Genomic DNA, 18,563 nt, shown 5'->3' on the forward strand with positions numbered 1-18,563 from the left:
GGTGGCGAAGAATGGGAGTGCTGCGAGGTCTTCGATGAAATGCATGAGCGGTCTCGACGGGCTGTTCCTGCACCTGGAAACGCCGGCGACGCCGATGCACGTCGCCGCGCTTTATGTCGTCGAGCCGCCGCCCGGGAAGGCGAGCGACTTTGCTGGCGAGATCGAACGTCGATTGCTGCCCAGGCTGGCACTGTCTTCCTTCTTTCGTGCCCGACTGGCGCCCTTGCCGCTGCATCTCGCCAATCCGCTGTGGGTCGATGGCGGGCTGCCGGATTTTGCGCGGCATCTGCAGCGGATCGTCCTGCCACGGCCGGGCGGCGTCGCTGAGCTGCACGCCTGCGTCGCGGCCCTGCACTCGACGGTGCTCGATCGCCACGGTCCGCTGTGGCAGCTGGCGATCATCGACGGGCTGGCGGCTGGCGAGGTGGCGATCTACCTCAAGGTGCATCATGCGGCCATCGATGGCATCTCCGGCCTCGGGCTGGCGGCGTCGATCTTCGACGACAGCCCGCACCCGCTGCCGGTGCCTGCCGACTGGCAGGCGCTGGTTGGCGAGGCGGAGTGTGCCGGCACCGGCGCGCGACTTGCCGGCGCCTTGCGCCATACGGCGGCGCAGTCGCTCAGCCTGCTGGCACAGGTACCTTCCGCCGTGCGACTGCTGGCTGGACTGGTCGGCAGGCGGGATCAGCCATCGGCAGGGGGGATGCGGCAGAATCTCGGCTTCGGCCCGCGCACCGCACTCAATGGTCCGATCACCGCCGAGCGCGGCTTCGCCGCCGTGTCACTGCCACTTGCCGGCGTCAGGGCCATCGCCGGGCGGCATGCGGCGACGCTCAATGATGTCGTGCTGGCGCTGTGCAGCGCTGCCCTGCGCGATTACCTCGCCACGCACGGTGGCGTGCCGCGCAAGTCGCTATTGGCGACGATGCCGGTCTCGCTGCGCGACGCCGGCAACACAGAGACGACGATCCAGGCGACACTGACGCTGGTCCGCCTGGCGACCGATGTCGCCGATCCGCTGCGCCGACTGCAGGCGGTACGCGCCGCCGCCGGCGCCGCCAAGGCGCTGACGAAGCGTGCCCGGTCGATCATTCCGACCGATTTTCCCGCGCTCGGCGTACCCTGGGTCGTCGGCGGGCTGGCGTCGCTTTACGGGCGTTCGGGACTGGCGGCGCACATCCCGCCGCTGGCGAATCTGGCGATTTCCAACGTGCCGGGTCCGCGACAGCCGCTCTTCATTGCTGGAGGACGCATCCGCGCCTGCTGGCCGCTGAGCATCGTCACGCACGGTCTCGGACTCAACATCACGGTTTTCAGCTATTGTGACGCGCTCGATTTCGGCCTCACCGTGGCGCGCGCGGCGGTGCCCGAGGTGCAGTCGCTGGCGACGGCACTGCAGGCGGCCTATGTCGAGCTGGCGCGGTTGTCCGATGTGCTGCCGGCAGCCGGGCGCCGCACGGCGGGTGCTGCCCGGAAGCGCCCGGCAGCGGTGCCCGCCGCTGCCCGCGGCGGGTCTCGCCAAAGGTCTTCGACAGGAGGAGCTTGAGGGCATGTACGAACCGCATCAGTGGTATGAACTCGGTCTCCTGCGCTCGCCCGGATGGCTGCGGCTGGCGCTCGAGATGCGTGCCGGCTGGGAGTATGGCGCGAGCATCGCTGCGACGCCGTTGCTGAGCATGGCGCCCAGTGGTGACGGCCATCCCGTGCTGGTCTTCCCCGGCCTGATCACCGGCGACCTGTCGACGCTGCCGTTGCGCAACTACCTGCGCAGCCGTGGCTACGCCGTCTACCCGTGGGGACTCGGAATCAACCGTGGGCCGCGTGATGGCGTCATCGATGCGTGTCTCGATCTGCTCGACCGTCTCGCGCGCGAGCACGGGCGTTCGGTCAGCCTCGTCGGCTGGAGTCTTGGCGGCATCTACGCGCGCGAACTGGCGAAGGCGCGACCGGATGTCGTGCGCCAGGTGATCACCATGGGCACTCCGTTCACCGGGCATCCGAAGGCGACGAATGCCTGGCGGATCTACGAGTGGGCGACCGGCCACAAGATCGGCGCGCCGGACATCCACGAACCGCTGCGGACGCCGCCGCCGGTGCCGACGACCTCGATCTTCAGTCGCAGCGACGGTGTCGTCGCCTGGCAGTGCAGCCTCGAGCGCGACAGTCCGCATACCGACAACATCGAGGTGCAGGCGAGTCATCTCGGCATGGGGATGAATCCGTTGACCCTGTACGCGATAGCCGATCGCCTGGCGCAGGCGGAGGATGCCTGGCAGCCGTTCGACCGCTCGGGATTCAGGAGCTACCTCTACCCCGATCCGCGACGGCGGGCCAAATACTGATGCCAGCCCTCGCGTTGCTGGCGGGTGAGGAGGGCAGCAGCCCCGCCGCTGACGACGCGCTGCCCGGCGAGTCCTTCGTCAAGGCCAACGGCATCGAAATCTGCTATCAGAGTCTCGGCGACGAAGACGCTCCGGTGATCCTGCTGATCATGGGGCTGGGCATGCAGCTCGTCGCCTGGCCGGACGAATTCTGCCGTCGCCTCGTCGCGCAGGGTTTTCGCGTCATCCGCTTCGACAACCGCGACACGGGCCGTTCGACACACATCCTGTGGCGGCAGCGACCGCGCCTCCTGCTGGCGATCGCTCGCGGTCTGCTGCGTCTGCGGGTACCGGCACCCTATCTGCTGGCCGACATGGCCGACGATGCCGCCGGATTGCTCGACGCCCTGCAGGTGCCGCGTGCGCACATCGTGGGTGTCTCGCTTGGTGGCATGGTCGGCCAGTGCCTGGCGGCCCGTCATCCGCAGCATGTGCTCAGCCTGTGTTCGATCATGTCGGCGACCGGCAACTGGCGGAGTTCGCTCGGCAAGCCGGCCGCCCTGCGCCAACTTCTGAGCCGGCCGGCGAAGCCCGACTGCCTGCGCAGTCGGGCCGACCGCCTGCTGCGCGTCTTCAGCGTCATCGGCAGCCCTGGCTTTCCGTCGGATGCGGTCGAACTGCGCCGGCACGTCGAGCGCGGACTTCGCCGTGCGTACCATCCACGCGGACAGGTGCAGCAGTTGCTGGCCGTCATCGCCGCCGGCGACCGGCGGCGCGAGCTGGCGGCGATCCGGGTGCCGACGCTGGTGGTGCACGGCGCCGACGATCCACTACTGCCTGTGTCGGCCGGCCGCGAGACGGCGCAGCTCATTCCCGGCGCCCGTCTGCAGATCATCGAGGGCATGGGCCACGACCTGGCGCCCGGCGTGCAGGCGCTGCTGCTCGCCGCGATCGTCGAACACTGTGGTTACGGTGACAGGATGGTTAACTCGTCTTGATCGAAGAGGTTCGGCTGCGCCCTGAACCGGCGCCGGTCTGGCGACGCCGACGGCAATTAAGTATACTGTCACCGATTTGCGATTTGTTCAGCCGAAGCGGCCGGTGATGTATTCCTCGGTGAGCTTCGACGACGGGTTGGTGAAGATGCGTTTGGTGTCGTCGAACTCGATCAACTCGCCGATGTACATGAACGCGGTGTAGGCGGAGACGCGTGCGGCCTGCTGCATGTTGTGGGTGACGATCAGGATGGTGACCTTTTCCTTCAGTTCGCTGACCAGTTCCTCGATCTTTGCCGTGGCGATCGGGTCGAGGGCGGAGGTGGGTTCGTCGAAGAGCAGGATCTCGGGGTCGGTCGCCAGCGCGCGGGCGATGCACAGGCGCTGCTGCTGGCCGCCGGAGAGGTTGAACGCGAGATCGTCGAGCCGGTCGCGGACCTCACCCCAGAGGGCGGCGGCACGCAGCGCTTCCTCGACCTTCTCGTCGATCAGCGAACGGTTGCGGACGCCGCGCACGCGCAGGCCGTAGGCGACGTTCTCGTAGATCGACTTCGGGAAGGGATTCGGTTTCTGGAAGACCATCGAGATGCGCATGCGCACCTCGATCGGGTCGACATGCCGGTCGACGATGTTGACGCCGTCGGGATAGAGCAGGATCTCGCCTTCGTAGCGCATGTTCGGGTAGAGGTCGTGCATGCGGTTGAAGCAGCGGAGGAAGGTCGACTTGCCACAGCCGGAGGGGCCGATGAGCGCGGTGACCTGGTTTCTCTCGACCGGGAAGTCGATGTTCTTCAGCGCCTGGAAGTCGCCGTAATGGAAGCTCAGGGCTTTTGCCTGCGCCTTCAGTTCGGCGCCGGCTTTCGCGGTGGGGAAGGTCTCGGTATTCACGATGAGGGTCCTGTCGTGGCGAGCCGCGGGCTCACCATTTGATCTTCTTGCGGAAGTGATAACGAATCCAGATGGCGAGGGCGTTCATCGACAGCGTCATCAGCAGCAGCACCAGGCCGGCAGCCGCGGCGTTGGCCTGGAAGGCTTCCTCGGGGCGCGAGATCCAGTTGAACATCTGGATCGGCATGACGGTGAAGGGTGCCAGCAACCACTCGAAGGAGATCAGCTGCTCGGCGTTGGAGAAGGGTGACGGCGGCAGGAAGGCGATGAAGGTCAGCGCGCCGATGGTGATGATCGGCGCCGTCTCGCCGATCGCCCGGGCAAGGCCGATGATCACCCCGGTCATGATGCCCGGCAGCGAGTAGGGAATGATGTGGTGCGAGACCACCTGCCACTTGCTCGAGCCGCAGGCGTAGGCGCCCTCGCGGATGTTCTGCGGGATGGTGCGGATCGCCTCGCGCGTCGCGACGATGACCACCGGCAGGATCAGCAGCGCCAGCGTCAGACCGGCGGCGGCGATGCTCTGGCCGAGGCCGAACTGGTAGACGAAGAGGCCGAGCGCGAGCAGCCCGTAGATGATCGACGGCACGCCGGCGAGGTTGGTGACGTTGATCTCGATGATGTCGGTCAGCAGGTTCTTGCGTGCGTATTCCTCGAGGTAGATGCCGGCCCCGATGCCGAGCGGCACGGCGACGACCGCTGTCACCAGCATCACCAGGATCGTCCCGACCCAGGCCGAGAGGATGCCGGCGCTGGCCGCCCGGCGCGAGGGAAAGCTGGTGAAGAATTCCCACGACAACTGCGGCGCGCCGTTGATCAGCATCTGGCCGAAGAGGGCAGCGAAGACCAGCGTCGCCAGGAGCAGGGCAAGGGTGCCGAGCAGGCCGAAGAGCCAGTCCAAGGTCTTGTGGCGGGCGATCAGGCGACGGATCCCGGCGACGCCGGATGCGGAGGAGGAAGCGCCGAGCGATTTCGGGATCATGGTCAGTAGGCCTCGCGGAAACGCTTGCGCAGGAAGTGGCCGACGATGTTGAAGACGAGGGTGATCAGCAGCAGGGTCAGGCCGGCGGCGAAGATCGTCTGGTAGCCGATGGAACCGTGCGGCAGGTCGCCGAGCGCGACCTGGACGATGTAGGCGGTGATCGTCGCCGCCGGCTCGCGCGGGTCGAAGCTGAAGTTCGGCTGCATGCCGGCGGCGATGGCGACGACCATGGTCTCGCCGACGGCGCGCGAGATGCCGAGGATGTACGACGATGCGAGGCCCGACAGGGCGGCAGGGGTGACGACGAAGACCGCCGTCTGCAGACGGGTCGCGCCCATCGCGTAGGACGCTTCGCGCATGTGCATCGGCACCGCCCGCATGGCGTCCTCGGACAGCGAGCTGACATAGGGGATGATCATGATGCCCATCACCAGTCCGGCCGAGAGCATGTTGAAGCCTGGCAACTCGGGGTAGATCTTCTGCAGCACCGGCGTGACGAAGAGCAGCGCGAAATAGCCGTAGACGATCGTCGGGATGCCGCCGAGCAGTTCAAGGAACGGCTTGGCCACCTCGCGCACGCGAAACGGCGCGAACTCGGAGAGGTAGATGGCGAGAATGGTGCCGAGCGGTACCGCGACCAGCAGCGCGACGATCGTCGTCGTCAACGTCCCCGAGAGCAGCGCCAGGATGCCGAAATGGGCGTCGTCGAAGAGCGGCGTCCACTGCGTGTCGGTGAGGAAGTCGAGCAGCGGGACGGTGCGGAAGAAGACCACCGACTCCCAGACAAGGATCGCGACGATGGCGGCGGTGGTGAATACCGAGACCAGCGCCGCCAGCAACAGCAGCGTCTCGATCGCCCGTTCGGCCAGCCGGCGGCGCAGCCGCGCCGCCGACCATCCCTGCGGCAGGGTGCCCGGTGTCGCCGCCAAGGTGGCTGGCGGATGCTTCAGGGGAAGGATGCTGCTCATCATGCGGGCTCCTGTTGGCCGTCGGTCGCCGGCGGACGGACGTGCCTCAGAGTTGCGCCTCGCGCTTCATCAGTTCCTCGATCGTCAGGCCGGTTTCGTTCTCGCCACCGAAGACGGTGCCGATCTTCCTGCGCGCGAGGTGGTCGAGGTTGCCGCTGTAGGCCTTCGCCGGCAGCGGGATGTACTTGACCTCCTTCACCAGGGGTCGCGCGTTCTTCATGTAGAAGTCCACGAAATCCCGCACCTCGGGCTTGTCGAGTGATTTCTCGCTGACGTAGATGAAGATCGGCCGGGACAGTGGCTGATAGCTGCCATTGTCGACGTTTTCCGGTGTCGGCGCGACCGGCCCCTTGCCGCCGTCGATCGCCACCGCCTTCAGCTTCTTCTGGTTCTCGATGTAATAGGCGAAGCCGAAGTAGCCGAGAGCCCCCTTGTCGCCGGCGATTCCCTGCACCAGCACGTTGTCGTCTTCCGAAGCCGTGAAATCGCCACGGCTCGACTTGGCCTTGCCGACGATCGCTTCGGTGAAGTAGTCGAAGGTGCCGGAATCGGCGCCGGCGCCGTAGAGCTTGAGCTTCTGGTCCGGCCACGCCGGGTTGACGTCCTTCCAGCTGTTGATCCTGCCCTGCGCGCCGGGCTCCCAGATCTTTTTCAGTTCGGCGACGGTCATGCTCCTGATGAAGTTGTTCTGCGGGTTCACCATCACCGTCAGTGCATCGTAGGCGACCGGCAGCTCGTAATAGCGGATGCCGGCCTTGCTGCAGTCGTCCATCTCCTTCCTGGAGATCGGTCGCGAGGCATTGGCGATGTCGGTTTCACCACGGCAGAACTTCTTGAAGCCGCCGCCCGTGCCGGAGATGCCGACGGTGACGTTGGTCGCCCCCTTGCGGGCTTTCTGGAACTCTTCGGCGACGGCTTCGGTGATCGGGAAGACGGTGCTCGAACCGTCGACCTTGACCACCGGTGGCGCAGCGAAAGCGAGTGGGCTGAGGACAACGCTGCCGAGGATGGCGACGGCGGCGGCGGTGGATCGGCGTGAAGGCTGTTTCATCATGGTCTCCTGTGGCTGTGTTCTGCTTGCAGACCCGAGTGTGCGTTGCCGCTGTGACAGCTTGATGACGGTGGGGCCGGCGCCTGCCGCGTTGGGGCGGAGTGTCCGCCAGTGGTCGGCGTCAGCGGCCGGGCGGGATCGTGCGCGCCCGTTCCGCAGCTTTTCACGCGCTCCGCTCGGGCTGTTGGGCAGCGACCATGCCGCGCAGCGCCAGCAGCAGGTCGACACGATCCAGACGGACGAGCAGCAGCAGGCCGGCGCGAACGAGTTCCTGTCTGCTGGCGCGGATGTTGGCTGCCGCCAGCTGCCGCCTGAGCTGGCGCAACTGCCGGTCATCCTGCTGCGGCAGTCGCAGCTTGCAGTTGCGTGTCGCCAGCTTCCCCTTCTTGCCCTTGCTCGTCTTTCGTTCCGTGCCCTTGTCGGGCGATGGTGCGGCCGTGGGCGCTGCAGTCAGCCGCCGGCGTTTGAGTTCTTCGGCTGCCGCGGCGATGACGTCGGCGCTGACCGGCTTGCTGGATGGGGACATGACGGACTCCTTGCATGATGGGATTCGTGGTTGCTGACCGGCGCCGCAGACGAGCGGACCGCCGGTGCGGCCTGGTGCGGGCGATCACTCCGGGCGATCCGGGCACGACCCGCTTGTCGGCGATCGACGGGCATTGTGTGACTGCTTGTTGACGACTTGATGACGGTTTGCCGCTGCCGCTTGCGGGATGCGGGTGGCGAGCGGCCGCTGCCTCCTCCGACGGCTGCTTTCGCGCACGAGTGGCAGACCCCGTCGCCGCGACGCCCGATATAATGCGCGCAGACGCCGACCGCTGCGGTCGGCAATGGCAGGAGGTGTGGCATGGATTTGTGGGCATGCCCCGCGGTCGTCACCGGGGCGGCATCGGGTCTGGGAGCGGAAACCGCGCGCTATCTGAGCGAGGCGGGCGCACGGGTGGCCTTGATCGACATCGATGCCGACGGCGTGCACCGGGTCGCGAAGGAAATCGGTGCGCTGGCGATCCACTGCGACGTCGCCGACTCGCAGTCAGCCGAGGAGGCGATCGCGCGCGCGCGCGCGGCACACGGTGCGGCGCGCGTGCTCGTACACTGCGTCGGTCGCGGCCACAACGAACCCATTCTAGGGGCCTCCGGGCCGGTGGCGCTCGAGGATTTCCGCACGCTCGTCGAGGTCAACCTGATCTCGACCTTCAACATGATTCGCCTTGCCGCTGCCGACATGGCGGCCATGCCGCCGCAGAGCAACGGCGAGCGCGGCGTCATCCTGTCGACGGCGTCGGTCTCGGCCTACGAGGGACAGAGCGGCGAGGCGGCCTATTCGGCATCGAAGGGCGGTGTGGTCAGCATGATCCTGCCGGCAGCGCGCGAACTGGGTCCGTTGGGAATCCGCGTCGTCGGCATCGCGCCGGGGCTGTTCGGGACGCAGACGCTGTTCGACATGGAGAAGAACCTCGACTCGCGGCTGGCGCGGCAGATTCCGTTTCCGCACCGCTTCGGCGATCCCGCCGAGTTCGCCATGCTCGTCCTGCACGTCATCAAGAACGTCATGATCAACGGCAGCGTCCTGCGTCTCGACGGTGGCTATCATCGCTGAGCCGCCGCTGCCGGGCGGCCAGGGGAGGAAGCCCGGGTGAGCCGGACGGTGCTGCTGTATCTGGTTTCGCACGCTTCGGGTGAACTGGTCGAGATGCTGGCGCGCAACGCCGTCACGCAACTGGCCGGGGTCGAGGTCAGGCGCCGCCTGTGGAAGACGGTCCGCCGCCTCGACCAGGTGCCGGAAATCCTCGGTGTGCTCGCTGCCGCCCCTGGCTACGTGCTGCACAGCATCAGCCACAGCGACGTGCGCGAAGCGCTCGAGGAAGGCTGCCGTCACCTCGGGATTCCCTGTCAGTTCGTGCTCGAGCCCTTGATCAGCGAACTCGCCGAGTACACCGGGGCGGCCGTCCTGTCGCATCACAGCTCCGGTGATGCCTTCGACGAAGACTACTTCCGCCGTGTCGAGGCGATGAAATACACCCTCGCGCACGACGACGGCGTGGAGAGCGACGATCTCGATGGTGCCGACGTGATCATCGTCGGCGTCTCGCGCGCGACCAAGACGCCGACCTGCATGTATCTCGCCTCGCGCGGCATCAAGGCGGCGAACGTGCCGCTGGTGCCGGGGGCGCCACCGCCGGCCGGGCTGCTGCGGGCGAACGGGCCGCTGATCGTCGGCCTGACCGTCGACCCGGCGCGCCTGGCGATGATCCGTGCCGCGCGCCTGAGCGCGCTGAACGACGAGTCGAACGGCGACTACGCCGACCTCGATGCTCTGCGCAAGGAGGTTCTGGAAGCCCGTCGCCTGTTCATCCGTCGCGGCTGGCCGATCATCGATGCCAGCCATCGTTCGATCGAGCAGACGGCGTCGATGATCATCGAGATGCTGCGCAAGCGGGCCGGCGAGGCGAACTAGCGGGTCTCGCGTCGCCGCCGTTCGCTCACCGACCGTCCACCTAGAACCACAGGCGATGCAGGAAGAATGCCGCCAGGCCGATGGCGATCGTCGCCAGCAGGTTGCGCGTGACGATGCCGGCGGCGATGCTGCAGAGGGCGGCGACCAGGTAGGGGTTGGCGGCGGAGAGTTGCCATTGGCCGTCGGGCAGCAGCACGGCAGGAACCGTGATGGCGGTGAGCACCGCCGGTGGGATGAAGCGCAGCGAGTCGCCCAGCCAGGCCGAAAGGCTGATCCGTTCGGCGAGACCGAAAAGCAGGTAGCGGATGCCGAAGGTGACCGCGAACATGCCGGCGATCAGCCACAGCTCGTCGCTGCTCATCGTTCGGCGAGCGCCGCTTGCGCCCGCAGCAGTCGCTGCGCCAGCAGGCCGGAGGCGATGCCGGCGAAGGCCGCGACGAGGATGCCCAGCTTGTAGGGCAGGGCCAGCGTCAGCAGCGATGCGGCGCCGGCGGTGAGGACGCTGATCGCCACCGGCAGCGTGCGGACGAAGGGAATGATCATGCCGATGAAGGTCACCGGCATCGCCACGTCGAGTCCCCAGCCCTGGGCATCGGGAATGCGGTCGCCGAGCAGCAGTCCGGCGAAGCAGCACAGTTGCCAGTTGAGGTACATGGCGATCGACGAGCCAAGCTGGTACCAGTGCTTGTGGGGTGAGTCGTCGGCGCGCTGGAAGCGGTGCACGGTGACGGCGAAGGTCTCGTCGGTCAACCAGAAGGCAAGCGGGATCCGCCAGCGCTGCGGCAGGCTGCGCAGATGCGGCAGGAGGGTGGCGCTGTACAGCATGTGGCGCAGGTTCACGATCAGCGTCGTCAGGACGATGATCGCCACCGGCGTCTGCGTCGCGATGAGCCCGACGGCAATGAACTGCGACGAACCGGCGAAGACGAAGGCCGACATCGCCAGTGCGGCGGCGAACGACAGCCCGGAGGTCGCCGCGATGGCGCCGTAGATCAGCCCGAAGGGCAGCGCGCCAAGCAGCAGCGGCAAGGTGTCGCGTACGCCGGCGATGAATTCCTGCCGGCGCAGGGATGATGGCTCGTTCATTGGCCGCCTGGCGGTCCGGCTCGTCGTTGGGGACCCGGATCTTAAACCGAATGGCCGCCGGCTTGCCGGCGCATTGGCGGCCTGCAAGCCGGTGACCACGCGGCTCGCCAGTTTGCCGCCGCCGTCCGCTCGCCGTGAGCCGGCCGAGCGGCGGGGCCGCTGCTGGCAGCGCACGGTCCAGGCTAGGCTGGCTCAGTGGCCTAGTGCGTCGCTCAGGGAGCGGATGTTGTGGCGCATCATGCCGAGGTAGCTGTCACCTGGCGTACCGGGCGGCGACAGCGAGTCCGAGTACAGCGTGCCGCCGATGCGCGCTCCCGATTCGCGGCTGATGCGCTCGAGCAGGCGCGGGTCGCTGATGTTCTCGACGAAGATGGCCGGGATCCTGTCGCGGCGGATCTGCCTGATGATGGCGGCGACCTCGCCGGCCGACGGCTCGGCATCGGTGCTGACCCCGACCGGGGCGATGAAGCGGATGCCGTAGGCGCGCCCGAAATAGGCAAAGGCGTCGTGCGAGGTCACCACCTTGCGCTGCGTGGCCGGAACGGCGGCGAAGGTGTTGCGCGCCTCGCGGTCGAGCGCCGCCAGTTCCTCCTGCAGGCGGCCGGCGTTGGCGGCGTAGGTGGCCCGGTTGGCCGGGTCGGCGGCGGCCAGCGCCTGCGCGATGTTCGCCACGTAGCGGCCGCCATTGGCCAGGTCCTGCCAGGCGTGCGGGTCGACATCGTCGCCGTGCCGGTGGCCCTTGCCGCTCTCGGCATGCGCTTCACGCAGCGGTTGCACGCCCTTGCTGGCAACGGCGAGCTGGCCGCGATAGCCCGATGACTTGATCAGGCGATCGATCCAGCCCTCGAAGCCGAGGCCGTTGACGATCACCAGGCGGGCGCGCGCCAGCGTCCGCGCGTCGCTCGGCGTCGGCTGATAGACGTGCGCGTCGGCGCCTGCGCCGACGAGTGTGTGCACCTCGACGAGGTCGCCGCCGACCTTCTGGGTCAGGTCGCCGATGATGCTGAAGCTGGCGACCACAGGCAGTTTCTCCGCCGCACCGACGCTGCCGTGCAGGCCGCTGCCGATGCTCGACAGCAGCAGGACGCGCAACATCCATGCGAGGGCAGCGCAGACTTTTCGCTTCATTCCGTTTCTCCTTGTGCGTTCAACGTTCGAAATGCCAGCCCGATCGCCAGCGGCTGGCCAGCGGTCCGAGCGGACCGACGGCGAGCGACAGCAGGTAGGTCGCGCCGAGGGTGAGGACGATCGCCGGCCCGGCCGGCAGGTCGGCGTGGTAGGACAGCAGCAGTCCGGCGAGCGAGCCGGCGATGGCGATGCCGCTGGCGAGCAGCAGCAGCGGGCCGACGTTGCCCACCCAGAGGCGGGCCGCTGCCGCCGGCAGGATCATGATGCCGACCGCCATCAGCGTACCGAGCGCGTGAAAGCCGGCGACCAGGTTGAGCACCAGCAGGACCATGAAGCCATAGTGCGCCAGCGGCGACAGGCGGCTGATGCGCGCCAGGAAGGAGGGGTCGCAGGCCTCGAGGACGAACAGGCGCAGGCCGATGGCGAGGGCGATGATCGACAGCGATGCGAAGGCGCCGAGCAGCAGCAGCGCCGGATCGTCGAGCGCCAGCACACTGCCGAACAGGACATGCAGCAGGTCGACGCTGCTGCCGCGCAGCGAGATGAGCAACACGCCGGCCGACAGCGACAGCAGGTAGAAGGTGGCGAGGCTGGTGTCCTCCCTGATCACCGTGTTGCGCGCAACGCCGCCGGCGAGCAGGGCGACGGCGAGGCCGGCAGCGAGGCCGCCGAGGGTCATCGCCGGCAGCGACAGGCCGGCGACCAGATAACCGATCGCTGCGCCCGGCAGGATGGCATGCGACATCGCGTCGCCGGCCAGGCTCATGCGGCGCAGCATCAGGAAGACGCCGATCGGCGTCGCGCCGAGCGACAGCGCGAGGCAGCCGGCGAGAGCCCGGCGCATGAAGGCGAACTCGAAGAAGGGTGAGAACGGCGGCCAGGTCGACAGGAACTCGCTCATGCCGCATCCCGGTCGACGCGGCAGACTGCCGCCGGTGTGCCGTCGCCGTGTCCTTCGGCGAGTTGCCGGGCACGCTGCAGGTTGGCGGGGCTGAGGACGCTCGTCGTCTCGCCGCGCGCCACCGCTTCGCGTGCCAGCAGCAGCGTCTCCGGGTACTCCTGGCGAACGTGCGCGAGATCGTGCAGGACGGCGATCACCGTCCGCCCTTCGTCGTGCCACTGGCGAACCAGCGCCGCCAGGTCGCGGACGCTGGCCGCGTCGATCGCGCCATAGGGTTCGTCGAGCAGCACCAGCGGTGCATCCTGCAGCAGGACGCGGGCGAACAGCGCGCGCTGCAGCTGTCCGCCCGACAGGGCGCCGATCGGGCGCCTCTCCAGTCCGTGCAGGCCGACGCGTTCGATTGCCGCGTGCACCCGCCGCCGGTGTTCGCTGCCGAGACCGAGAAAGGCGCCGATCTCGCGCCAGAGCCCCATGGCGACGAAATCGTGGACGACGATCGGGAATGTCTGGTCGAGCGTCGCCTGTTGCGTCAGGTAGGCGATCTGCCGGCGGTCGAGCCCGTACCTCTCGATGCGGCCCTGCAGCGGCCGCAACTCGCCGGCAATCGCCTTCAGCAGGGTGGACTTGCCGGCGCCGTTCGGACCGACGATGGCGAGCAGGCTGCCGCCGGCGATCTCACCCTGCAGGTGATGCACCGCCGGATGTCGGTTGTAGCCCAGGGTCAGGTTGTCGAAGCGCAGCAGCGCCGCACCCTGCGGGCAGGCGACGCGGCTCATGCCAGTGCCCAGAGAATGGCGCTCCAGAGCAGGATCAACGCACTGGCGGCCCACGCGAGACGGGCGGCAGTGCTGGCGCAGAGCACCGGGTTGCCGCCTGGCAGGCGGCGGGGCTGCGGCGGTGCTGAGGATCGGCGTGGCGACGACATGCTGGGCAGGGCAGGGTCTCGGTGATCCGGGCCATGTTGCGGAGGCCGCATCTTGCCTCTTTCGCGATCCAAATGCAACAATGTTGCAAGAAAATGGTCGTTGCGGCCGTGCTGCCGGCGCGGCGCAGCGTGCTGTGCGTCTGCCGATCGTCGGCCGGGAGCCATGCCGTGGCCGGCGACCGGCCGGTACTCTTTGCGCTGCGGTCGCGCTGCGTCAGCAGCGGCCGGCCAGCTTGCGTGCTCTGCGGCACAGCGGTGTGGGGGGCTTCCTGCCTCGACAAGCTCAGCGGCGAGGCGGGCTCGCCATAGATAAGTATACTGTCACCGTAAATGTTCGAGTCCTCGGTAGATCGAGGGGGGCATGCCGCTCCAGCGCCGGAAGGCGCGGGTGAAGGCGCTCTGCTCGGAAAAGCCGAGGAGGAAGGTGATCTCGGTGACCGACCTGGCGGGATCGTCGAGATAGCGCCGCGCCAGTTCGTGACGGGTTTCGTCGACGACGCCCTGGAAGCTCAGGCCGAGCGCCGCCAGCCTGCGCTGCAGGCTGCGTTGGCTGAGGCCGAGTGCGCGCGCTACTTCCGGTGCCGACGGCATGCCCGAGGTCAGGTGTTGCAGCACGTGCGCCTTGCAGCGGCTGACGAGGTCGTCGTCGAACAGCGCCGCAAGCTGTTCGCTGAGGATCGCGTCGAAGGTGTTGGCGAGTGGGATGTTGGCCGAAGGCAAGGGCGCATTGGCGACCTCGCCGGCGAGCAGGAAGCCGTCGACCGGCTGGCCGAAGCGGATCGGACAGCCGAAGAAGGCCCGCCAGGGTTGCGGGTTGGCCGGTTCCGGCCGGCGCAGATCGACGCTGGCCGGGCTCATCCGCTTGCCGGCATTGACCCGGCACATGGCGATCAGGATCGACAGCGAGAAGTCGGCCAGCAGTGGGCCGACGGCAGCGTCGCCGCGGCCGTGGTCGAAGCCCAGGCGGACGCCGTCGTCCTCCTCGCGACAGCGGAAGGTCATCCGGCTGCCGAGAATGCGCGAGAAACGCTCGATCCGTTTCAGCCCGGTATGCAGCGTGCGGCTCGACAGCCAGGCGTAACCCATCGTTCCGAGATTGGACGGATGCCAGCATTCGGCGGCACGCAGGGCGAAGGCCTCGTCGCCGATCTGCGTGGCGGCCAGCTCGAAGCCGACATCCGCCAGGTGGGAAGGCAGCCGGGCCTGCACGTCGCGCAGTGCTTCACGGCGAATCCCGAGCGTCTTGAGGAAGTGCTCCGGATCGATTCCATGCTCCTCGAGCAGGCGCAGCATGATCAGCCAGAGCGTGGCCAGCGTGCTCCCCGATTCTTCCATGCTTCCCTGGTCCCGTGCGATGGCTGTCGACGACGGCGGCAATGGTCATGCGATTGGCGCCGCGAGTCAAGCAGCCGCGCCGGCAGCCGCTTAGCCTTGAGAACCGGTGCCGACGCAGTGATCGCAGAGAGTTTTCTTCGCCTGGTTCCGGAAAGGAGCGAGATCATCAAACGGAAGGGAACGGCAAGTGGCAGGTTTCGCTTGCGGGTCCGGGCGATGACCGGGTCGCCGCCGGCCCGCAGCGACCCGACGACCGGCTTCCACCTGCGCAACGCCGCGCCGAGCGTGGTGGCACGCCTGTTCGCCGCGACGGACCGGGTGCCGGCATCGCTGTGCGCGATGTGGCTCGACCTCGACCGCTTCCGCCAGGTCAACGATTCCTTCGGCTATGCCGAGGCGGATGCCGTCATCGCCCTGATCGCCGGCCGCATCCGCTCGGTCGCCGGTGAGCGCGCGACGCTCCTGCGCATGGGCAGCGACGAGTTCGCCATCCTGCTGTCTGCCGTCGCGACCCCGGACGCCGAGCGGATCGCCGGACGCCTGCTGGCGACCATCGATCAGCCGATACCGCTCGGCGGCATCCTGCTCCGGCCTTCGGTGAGCATCGGCATCACCTGGCGGCTTGCCGCCGATGATCCGCTCAGCCTGCTCGCGCGCGCCGACCGCGCGATGGGTGAAGCCAAGCGCCAGGGGGGCGATCGCTTCGTCGTCGTGGCTGCCGAGCCGCTCGGAGCGACGTCCGCAGCATGGTCGGCACGGCAGGATCTGGAGATCGAGAGCGTGCTGCACGCGTCACTGGCAACCGGCGATCTCGATCTGCACTACCAGCCGATCGTTCGTCCGGACGGCAGCGTCGAGGCGGTCGAGGCGCTGATGCGCTGCGCCGTCGGCGGCCGCCAGGTTTCCCCGCTGCAGCTCGTCGCCGTCGCCGAGAAGACCGGCCTGATCGTCCGCATCGGCGAGTGGATCCTGCTGCAGGGCGCGCGCTGCGCGGCCCGGCTGCGCGCACAGGGCTGTCCGACGAAGGTCGCGATCAACATCTCGCGCCTGCAGCTCTATTCGGAGAGCTTTCTCGGTAACCTGCACGCGGCCCTGATCTGCGCCCGCCTGCCGGCCGACGCGATCGAGCTCGAGCTGACCGAGTCGTTGTTCGTCGATGCCTCGCCGGTCGTGCAGGCGAACCTGCGGGGCGCGCGGGAAGCCGGGGTTGGCCTGGCGATCGACGACTTCGGCACCGGCTACTCGAGCCTCGCGAACCTCAAGGACCTGCCGGCGACCAAGCTCAAGTTCGATCGTGCGTTCATCAACGAGCTGCCCGAAGACCGTCGCGCCTTCGCCATCCTGAGCGCGATCACGCGGCTCGCCGGTGAGCTGGGAATGGTCGTCGTCGCCGAAGGGGTCGAGACCGCCGCGCAACTGGCCGCCTGCGAGGCGGCGCGCGTGGATGCGACGCAGGGCTTCCTGCACGCGAAGCCGATGTCGGAGGAGGAGTTGTCACAGTGGATGGAAACGAGGAAGGCCCGCTGATGGACAAGCGTGCGGCCGGCCAGGAGACGGTGACGACCGCGCTCGAGGACAACCTGCGGGCGATCGACATTCCGCCGCGACCGTTGATCATCGACCGCATCCGCGACGAGATGATGCAGGGCGACCCATGCCTGCGTCGCGTCGGGCAACTGATCAGCGCCGACGTCGGCCTGGCCGCCGGTCTCATCAAGACCGCCGGTTCGCCTTCCTTCGGCCTGCGCACGCGTGTGCGTTCGGTTGCCGATGCGCTCATGCTGCTCGGTCTCGATGTGACGAGCCGGGCCGTTGCCGCGATCAGCCTGCGACGCGCCTTCCCCAACAGCGGTCACTACGTCCGCTTCTGGGACGCGTCGGCGCGCATCGCCGCGCTCTCCGGCTGGCTGGCACAGGAAGTCAGCCTGCCCGGTCTGCCTGCTGCCGACGCCTACACCTTCGGCCTCTTCCGCGATTGCGGGATCGTCATCCTGCTGCGCCGGCTGCCCACCTACATGCAGACGCTGGCGCGGGCGAACGGCGACACCGGACGTTCGTTCACCGCTGTCGAGCGCGCCGAACATCCGACCGACCACGCGGTCGTCGGTGGACTGATGGCGGTCGACTGGTGGCTACCCGAGGAGATCTGCCAGGCGATCCGGCATCATCACGACCGGGCAGCGCTGGCTTCGTTCCCCCCGGACCTGCCGACGCTGAGCCGCCGCCTGATCGCCGTCAGCCAGACCGCCGAACACCTCCTGCAGCAACTCAGCGGTGCGAGTCGGACACAGGAGTGGGCCAAGCTCGGAGAAGTCTGCCTGCCGCTGCTCGGCATCGACGAGGAAGACCTGCGTCAGATGCATCCCGGCGCGACGGCGATCATCCAGACAGCCGACTGAAATTATTTGTAATTTGGTGACAGTATATTAAATGGGGCTGCCGTAGCGCTGCTGACGGAATCAATAAAATATACTGTCACCGTAATGATTGTGGGGTGTCGTCGTCCGGCACCTGCTGCCGGGACGCTTGGCGGAGGAACGCCATCTGCTCGCGATAGCGGGCGCAGCCGGAACAGAGCAAGGTGTGCAGGCGCAGCGCCAGGCGCTCGCCGGCGGCGAGATCGTGGTCCATCTCTTCCGACATCAGTCGCGTCGCCTGCTTGCAGTTCATCATGCCGCGAGCCCTCCGGTGCCGGCAAACCAGCGCTGGTCGAGGCACAGGCGCAGCCCCATGCGCGCCCGGTGCAGCACGACCCAGCAGTTGTTGCTGCTCATCGACAGCTCGGCGCAGATCTCGTCGGTTTCGAGGCCGAGCATTTCGCGCATCATGAAGACGCGCGCGGTTCCCGGTGGCAGCCGGTTCATGCAGGCGTCGAAGACCGCCCAGAAGCTGCGGTTCTCGAAGCTCCGCTCCGGGTCGCCCCAGTCGGAGGGGCGCGTGTCGCGCTGCCAGTGACCGTTGCTCTGGAAGAGGGGGTCGAAGTCCGCGTCGTCGATCTCGCCGAGCGGGTCTTCGTAGGTCGGCTCACGCACTCGCCGGCGGATGATGTCCACGATCTTGTTCTTCAGGATCGAGAACACCCAGGTCTTCAACCGGGCGCGCTCGCCGAAGCGGTCCGCTCCCTGCAGGGCGGCCAGCATGGCTTCCTGCACCGCGTCTTCGGCACTCGCCTGGTCGCGCAACTGCAGCGTCGCAAAGCGCAGCATCTCGCGCCGGAAGCCGGAAAGCTCGGCGGCGATGTCGGCGGCCTGCGGTGGCAGCCCGTGCTGGGCGGTCGAGCTCGGGCTCGCGGCGGGTTCGGTGCTGGATCTCATCTTCGTGGTTGGCGGGTGGTCGAGGGTGGCGACGGCATCCTTGCGGCGTCCGCGAGGTGGGCGGCAGGCGATCGCCCGCTCCGGCCCGCGCGCGACGCACCCGGTGCCCGAGCATCCCCGGCCGAAGCCGCGAACGGTCCGACCGGCAGTTTACATCCTGAATGCGACCTGGACCAGCCCGTGCGCCGCGGCGAGCCGTCGTCCTCTGCTC

At 67.9% G+C, this 18,563-nt stretch carries 20 protein-coding genes; 7 read left to right on the forward strand and 13 right to left on the reverse strand.

Translation table 11 applies throughout. The features are described 5' to 3' along the window. Nucleotides 1-43 precede the first annotated feature (43 nt). Genes NFW30_RS00490 through NFW30_RS00500 form a run of 3 tightly spaced genes read left to right on the forward strand, consistent with a single transcriptional unit; the run spans nucleotide 44 to nucleotide 3,319 of the window. Entirely contained in the window at nucleotides 44-1,546 is a 1,503-nt protein-coding gene (locus NFW30_RS00490; RefSeq protein ID WP_295356639.1) for a wax ester/triacylglycerol synthase family O-acyltransferase, read from the forward strand. Between the two features lie 4 nt (nucleotides 1,547-1,550). Next, nucleotides 1,551-2,342 (forward strand): alpha/beta hydrolase, encoded by a 792-nt coding sequence (locus NFW30_RS00495; RefSeq protein ID WP_295356642.1) that lies wholly within the window; start codon nucleotides 1,551-1,553, stop codon nucleotides 2,340-2,342. Further along, the gene (locus NFW30_RS00500; RefSeq protein ID WP_295356644.1) at nucleotides 2,342-3,319 is read left to right on the forward strand and encodes an alpha/beta fold hydrolase; all 978 of its coding nucleotides are present in this window, start codon (nucleotides 2,342-2,344) and stop codon (nucleotides 3,317-3,319) included. Before NFW30_RS00495 ends, NFW30_RS00500 begins: the two co-directional genes overlap by 1 nt. Before the next feature lie 87 nt (nucleotides 3,320-3,406). On the opposite strand, the gene pstB is transcribed toward NFW30_RS00500, so the two are convergent. The 5 genes from pstB to NFW30_RS00525 form a co-directional block, all read right to left on the reverse strand. Further along, complete coding sequence (gene pstB, locus NFW30_RS00505; RefSeq protein ID WP_295356647.1) at nucleotides 3,407-4,204, reverse strand: phosphate ABC transporter ATP-binding protein PstB; 798 nt, start codon at nucleotides 4,202-4,204, stop codon at nucleotides 3,407-3,409. 31 nt (nucleotides 4,205-4,235) lie between these two features. After that, on the reverse strand, nucleotides 4,236-5,186 hold the full coding sequence (pstA, locus tag NFW30_RS00510) for a phosphate ABC transporter permease PstA (protein WP_295356650.1): 951 nt from the start codon (nucleotides 5,184-5,186) through the stop codon (nucleotides 4,236-4,238). 2 nt (nucleotides 5,187-5,188) lie between these two features. Next, nucleotides 5,189-6,157, reverse strand: a complete 969-nt coding sequence (pstC, locus tag NFW30_RS00515; RefSeq protein WP_295356652.1) for a phosphate ABC transporter permease subunit PstC — start codon at nucleotides 6,155-6,157, stop codon at nucleotides 5,189-5,191. A gap of 43 nt (nucleotides 6,158-6,200) precedes the next feature. Then, complete coding sequence (locus NFW30_RS00520) at nucleotides 6,201-7,208, reverse strand: PstS family phosphate ABC transporter substrate-binding protein (protein ID WP_295356655.1); 1,008 nt, start codon at nucleotides 7,206-7,208, stop codon at nucleotides 6,201-6,203. 160 nt (nucleotides 7,209-7,368) lie between these two features. Further along, a complete protein-coding gene (locus tag NFW30_RS00525) occupies nucleotides 7,369-7,731 on the reverse strand; it encodes a hypothetical protein (protein ID WP_295356658.1) in 363 nt (120 codons plus the stop codon). Between the two features lie 321 nt (nucleotides 7,732-8,052). Between NFW30_RS00525 and NFW30_RS00530 the strand changes: the two genes are divergently transcribed. After that, nucleotides 8,053-8,805, forward strand: coding sequence for an SDR family oxidoreductase (locus NFW30_RS00530; protein WP_295356661.1), 753 nt, complete (start codon nucleotides 8,053-8,055; stop codon nucleotides 8,803-8,805). 36 nt (nucleotides 8,806-8,841) lie between these two features. Then, the gene (locus NFW30_RS00535; protein ID WP_295356663.1) at nucleotides 8,842-9,663 is read left to right on the forward strand and encodes a pyruvate, water dikinase regulatory protein; all 822 of its coding nucleotides are present in this window, start codon (nucleotides 8,842-8,844) and stop codon (nucleotides 9,661-9,663) included. 40 nt (nucleotides 9,664-9,703) lie between these two features. On the opposite strand, the gene NFW30_RS00540 is transcribed toward NFW30_RS00535, so the two are convergent. The 6 genes from NFW30_RS00540 to NFW30_RS00565 form a co-directional block, all read right to left on the reverse strand. After that, complete coding sequence (locus NFW30_RS00540) at nucleotides 9,704-10,024, reverse strand: AzlD domain-containing protein (RefSeq protein ID WP_295356666.1); 321 nt, start codon at nucleotides 10,022-10,024, stop codon at nucleotides 9,704-9,706. Continuing rightward, on the reverse strand, nucleotides 10,021-10,749 hold the full coding sequence (locus NFW30_RS00545) for an AzlC family ABC transporter permease (RefSeq protein ID WP_295356669.1): 729 nt from the start codon (nucleotides 10,747-10,749) through the stop codon (nucleotides 10,021-10,023). Before NFW30_RS00545 ends, NFW30_RS00540 begins: the two co-directional genes overlap by 4 nt. A gap of 192 nt (nucleotides 10,750-10,941) precedes the next feature. Further along, the gene (locus NFW30_RS00550; protein WP_295356673.1) at nucleotides 10,942-11,877 is read right to left on the reverse strand and encodes a metal ABC transporter substrate-binding protein; all 936 of its coding nucleotides are present in this window, start codon (nucleotides 11,875-11,877) and stop codon (nucleotides 10,942-10,944) included. A gap of 19 nt (nucleotides 11,878-11,896) precedes the next feature. Beyond that, nucleotides 11,897-12,778: a metal ABC transporter permease gene (locus tag NFW30_RS00555; protein ID WP_295356676.1), complete on the reverse strand. Its 882-nt coding sequence runs from the start codon at nucleotides 12,776-12,778 to the stop codon at nucleotides 11,897-11,899. After that, the gene (locus NFW30_RS00560) at nucleotides 12,775-13,554 is read right to left on the reverse strand and encodes an ABC transporter ATP-binding protein (protein WP_295356678.1); all 780 of its coding nucleotides are present in this window, start codon (nucleotides 13,552-13,554) and stop codon (nucleotides 12,775-12,777) included. The genes NFW30_RS00555 and NFW30_RS00560 overlap by 4 nt, the downstream gene beginning before the upstream one ends. Before the next feature lie 470 nt (nucleotides 13,555-14,024). Continuing rightward, entirely contained in the window at nucleotides 14,025-15,038 is a 1,014-nt protein-coding gene (locus NFW30_RS00565) for an AraC family transcriptional regulator (RefSeq protein WP_295356681.1), read from the reverse strand. A gap of 216 nt (nucleotides 15,039-15,254) precedes the next feature. On the opposite strand from NFW30_RS00565, the gene NFW30_RS00570 reads away from it, so the two are divergent. Both NFW30_RS00570 and NFW30_RS00575 read left to right on the forward strand, forming a co-directional pair. Then, entirely contained in the window at nucleotides 15,255-16,565 is a 1,311-nt protein-coding gene (locus NFW30_RS00570) for a bifunctional diguanylate cyclase/phosphodiesterase (RefSeq protein ID WP_295356684.1), read from the forward strand. Continuing rightward, complete coding sequence (locus NFW30_RS00575) at nucleotides 16,565-17,437, forward strand: HDOD domain-containing protein (protein WP_295356687.1); 873 nt, start codon at nucleotides 16,565-16,567, stop codon at nucleotides 17,435-17,437. Before NFW30_RS00570 ends, NFW30_RS00575 begins: the two co-directional genes overlap by 1 nt. Before the next feature lie 76 nt (nucleotides 17,438-17,513). Here the strand turns inward: NFW30_RS00575 and NFW30_RS00580 are convergent, their stop codons facing one another. Further along, on the reverse strand, nucleotides 17,514-17,711 hold the full coding sequence (locus tag NFW30_RS00580; protein WP_295356689.1) for a zf-HC2 domain-containing protein: 198 nt from the start codon (nucleotides 17,709-17,711) through the stop codon (nucleotides 17,514-17,516). Further along, nucleotides 17,708-18,352 (reverse strand): sigma-70 family RNA polymerase sigma factor, encoded by a 645-nt coding sequence (locus NFW30_RS00585; RefSeq protein ID WP_295356691.1) that lies wholly within the window; start codon nucleotides 18,350-18,352, stop codon nucleotides 17,708-17,710. Before NFW30_RS00585 ends, NFW30_RS00580 begins: the two co-directional genes overlap by 4 nt. Nucleotides 18,353-18,563 lie beyond the last annotated feature (211 nt).

It is taken from the genome of Accumulibacter sp. (genome assembly GCF_023806635.1).
GTDB lineage: Bacteria > Pseudomonadota > Gammaproteobacteria > Burkholderiales > Rhodocyclaceae > Accumulibacter.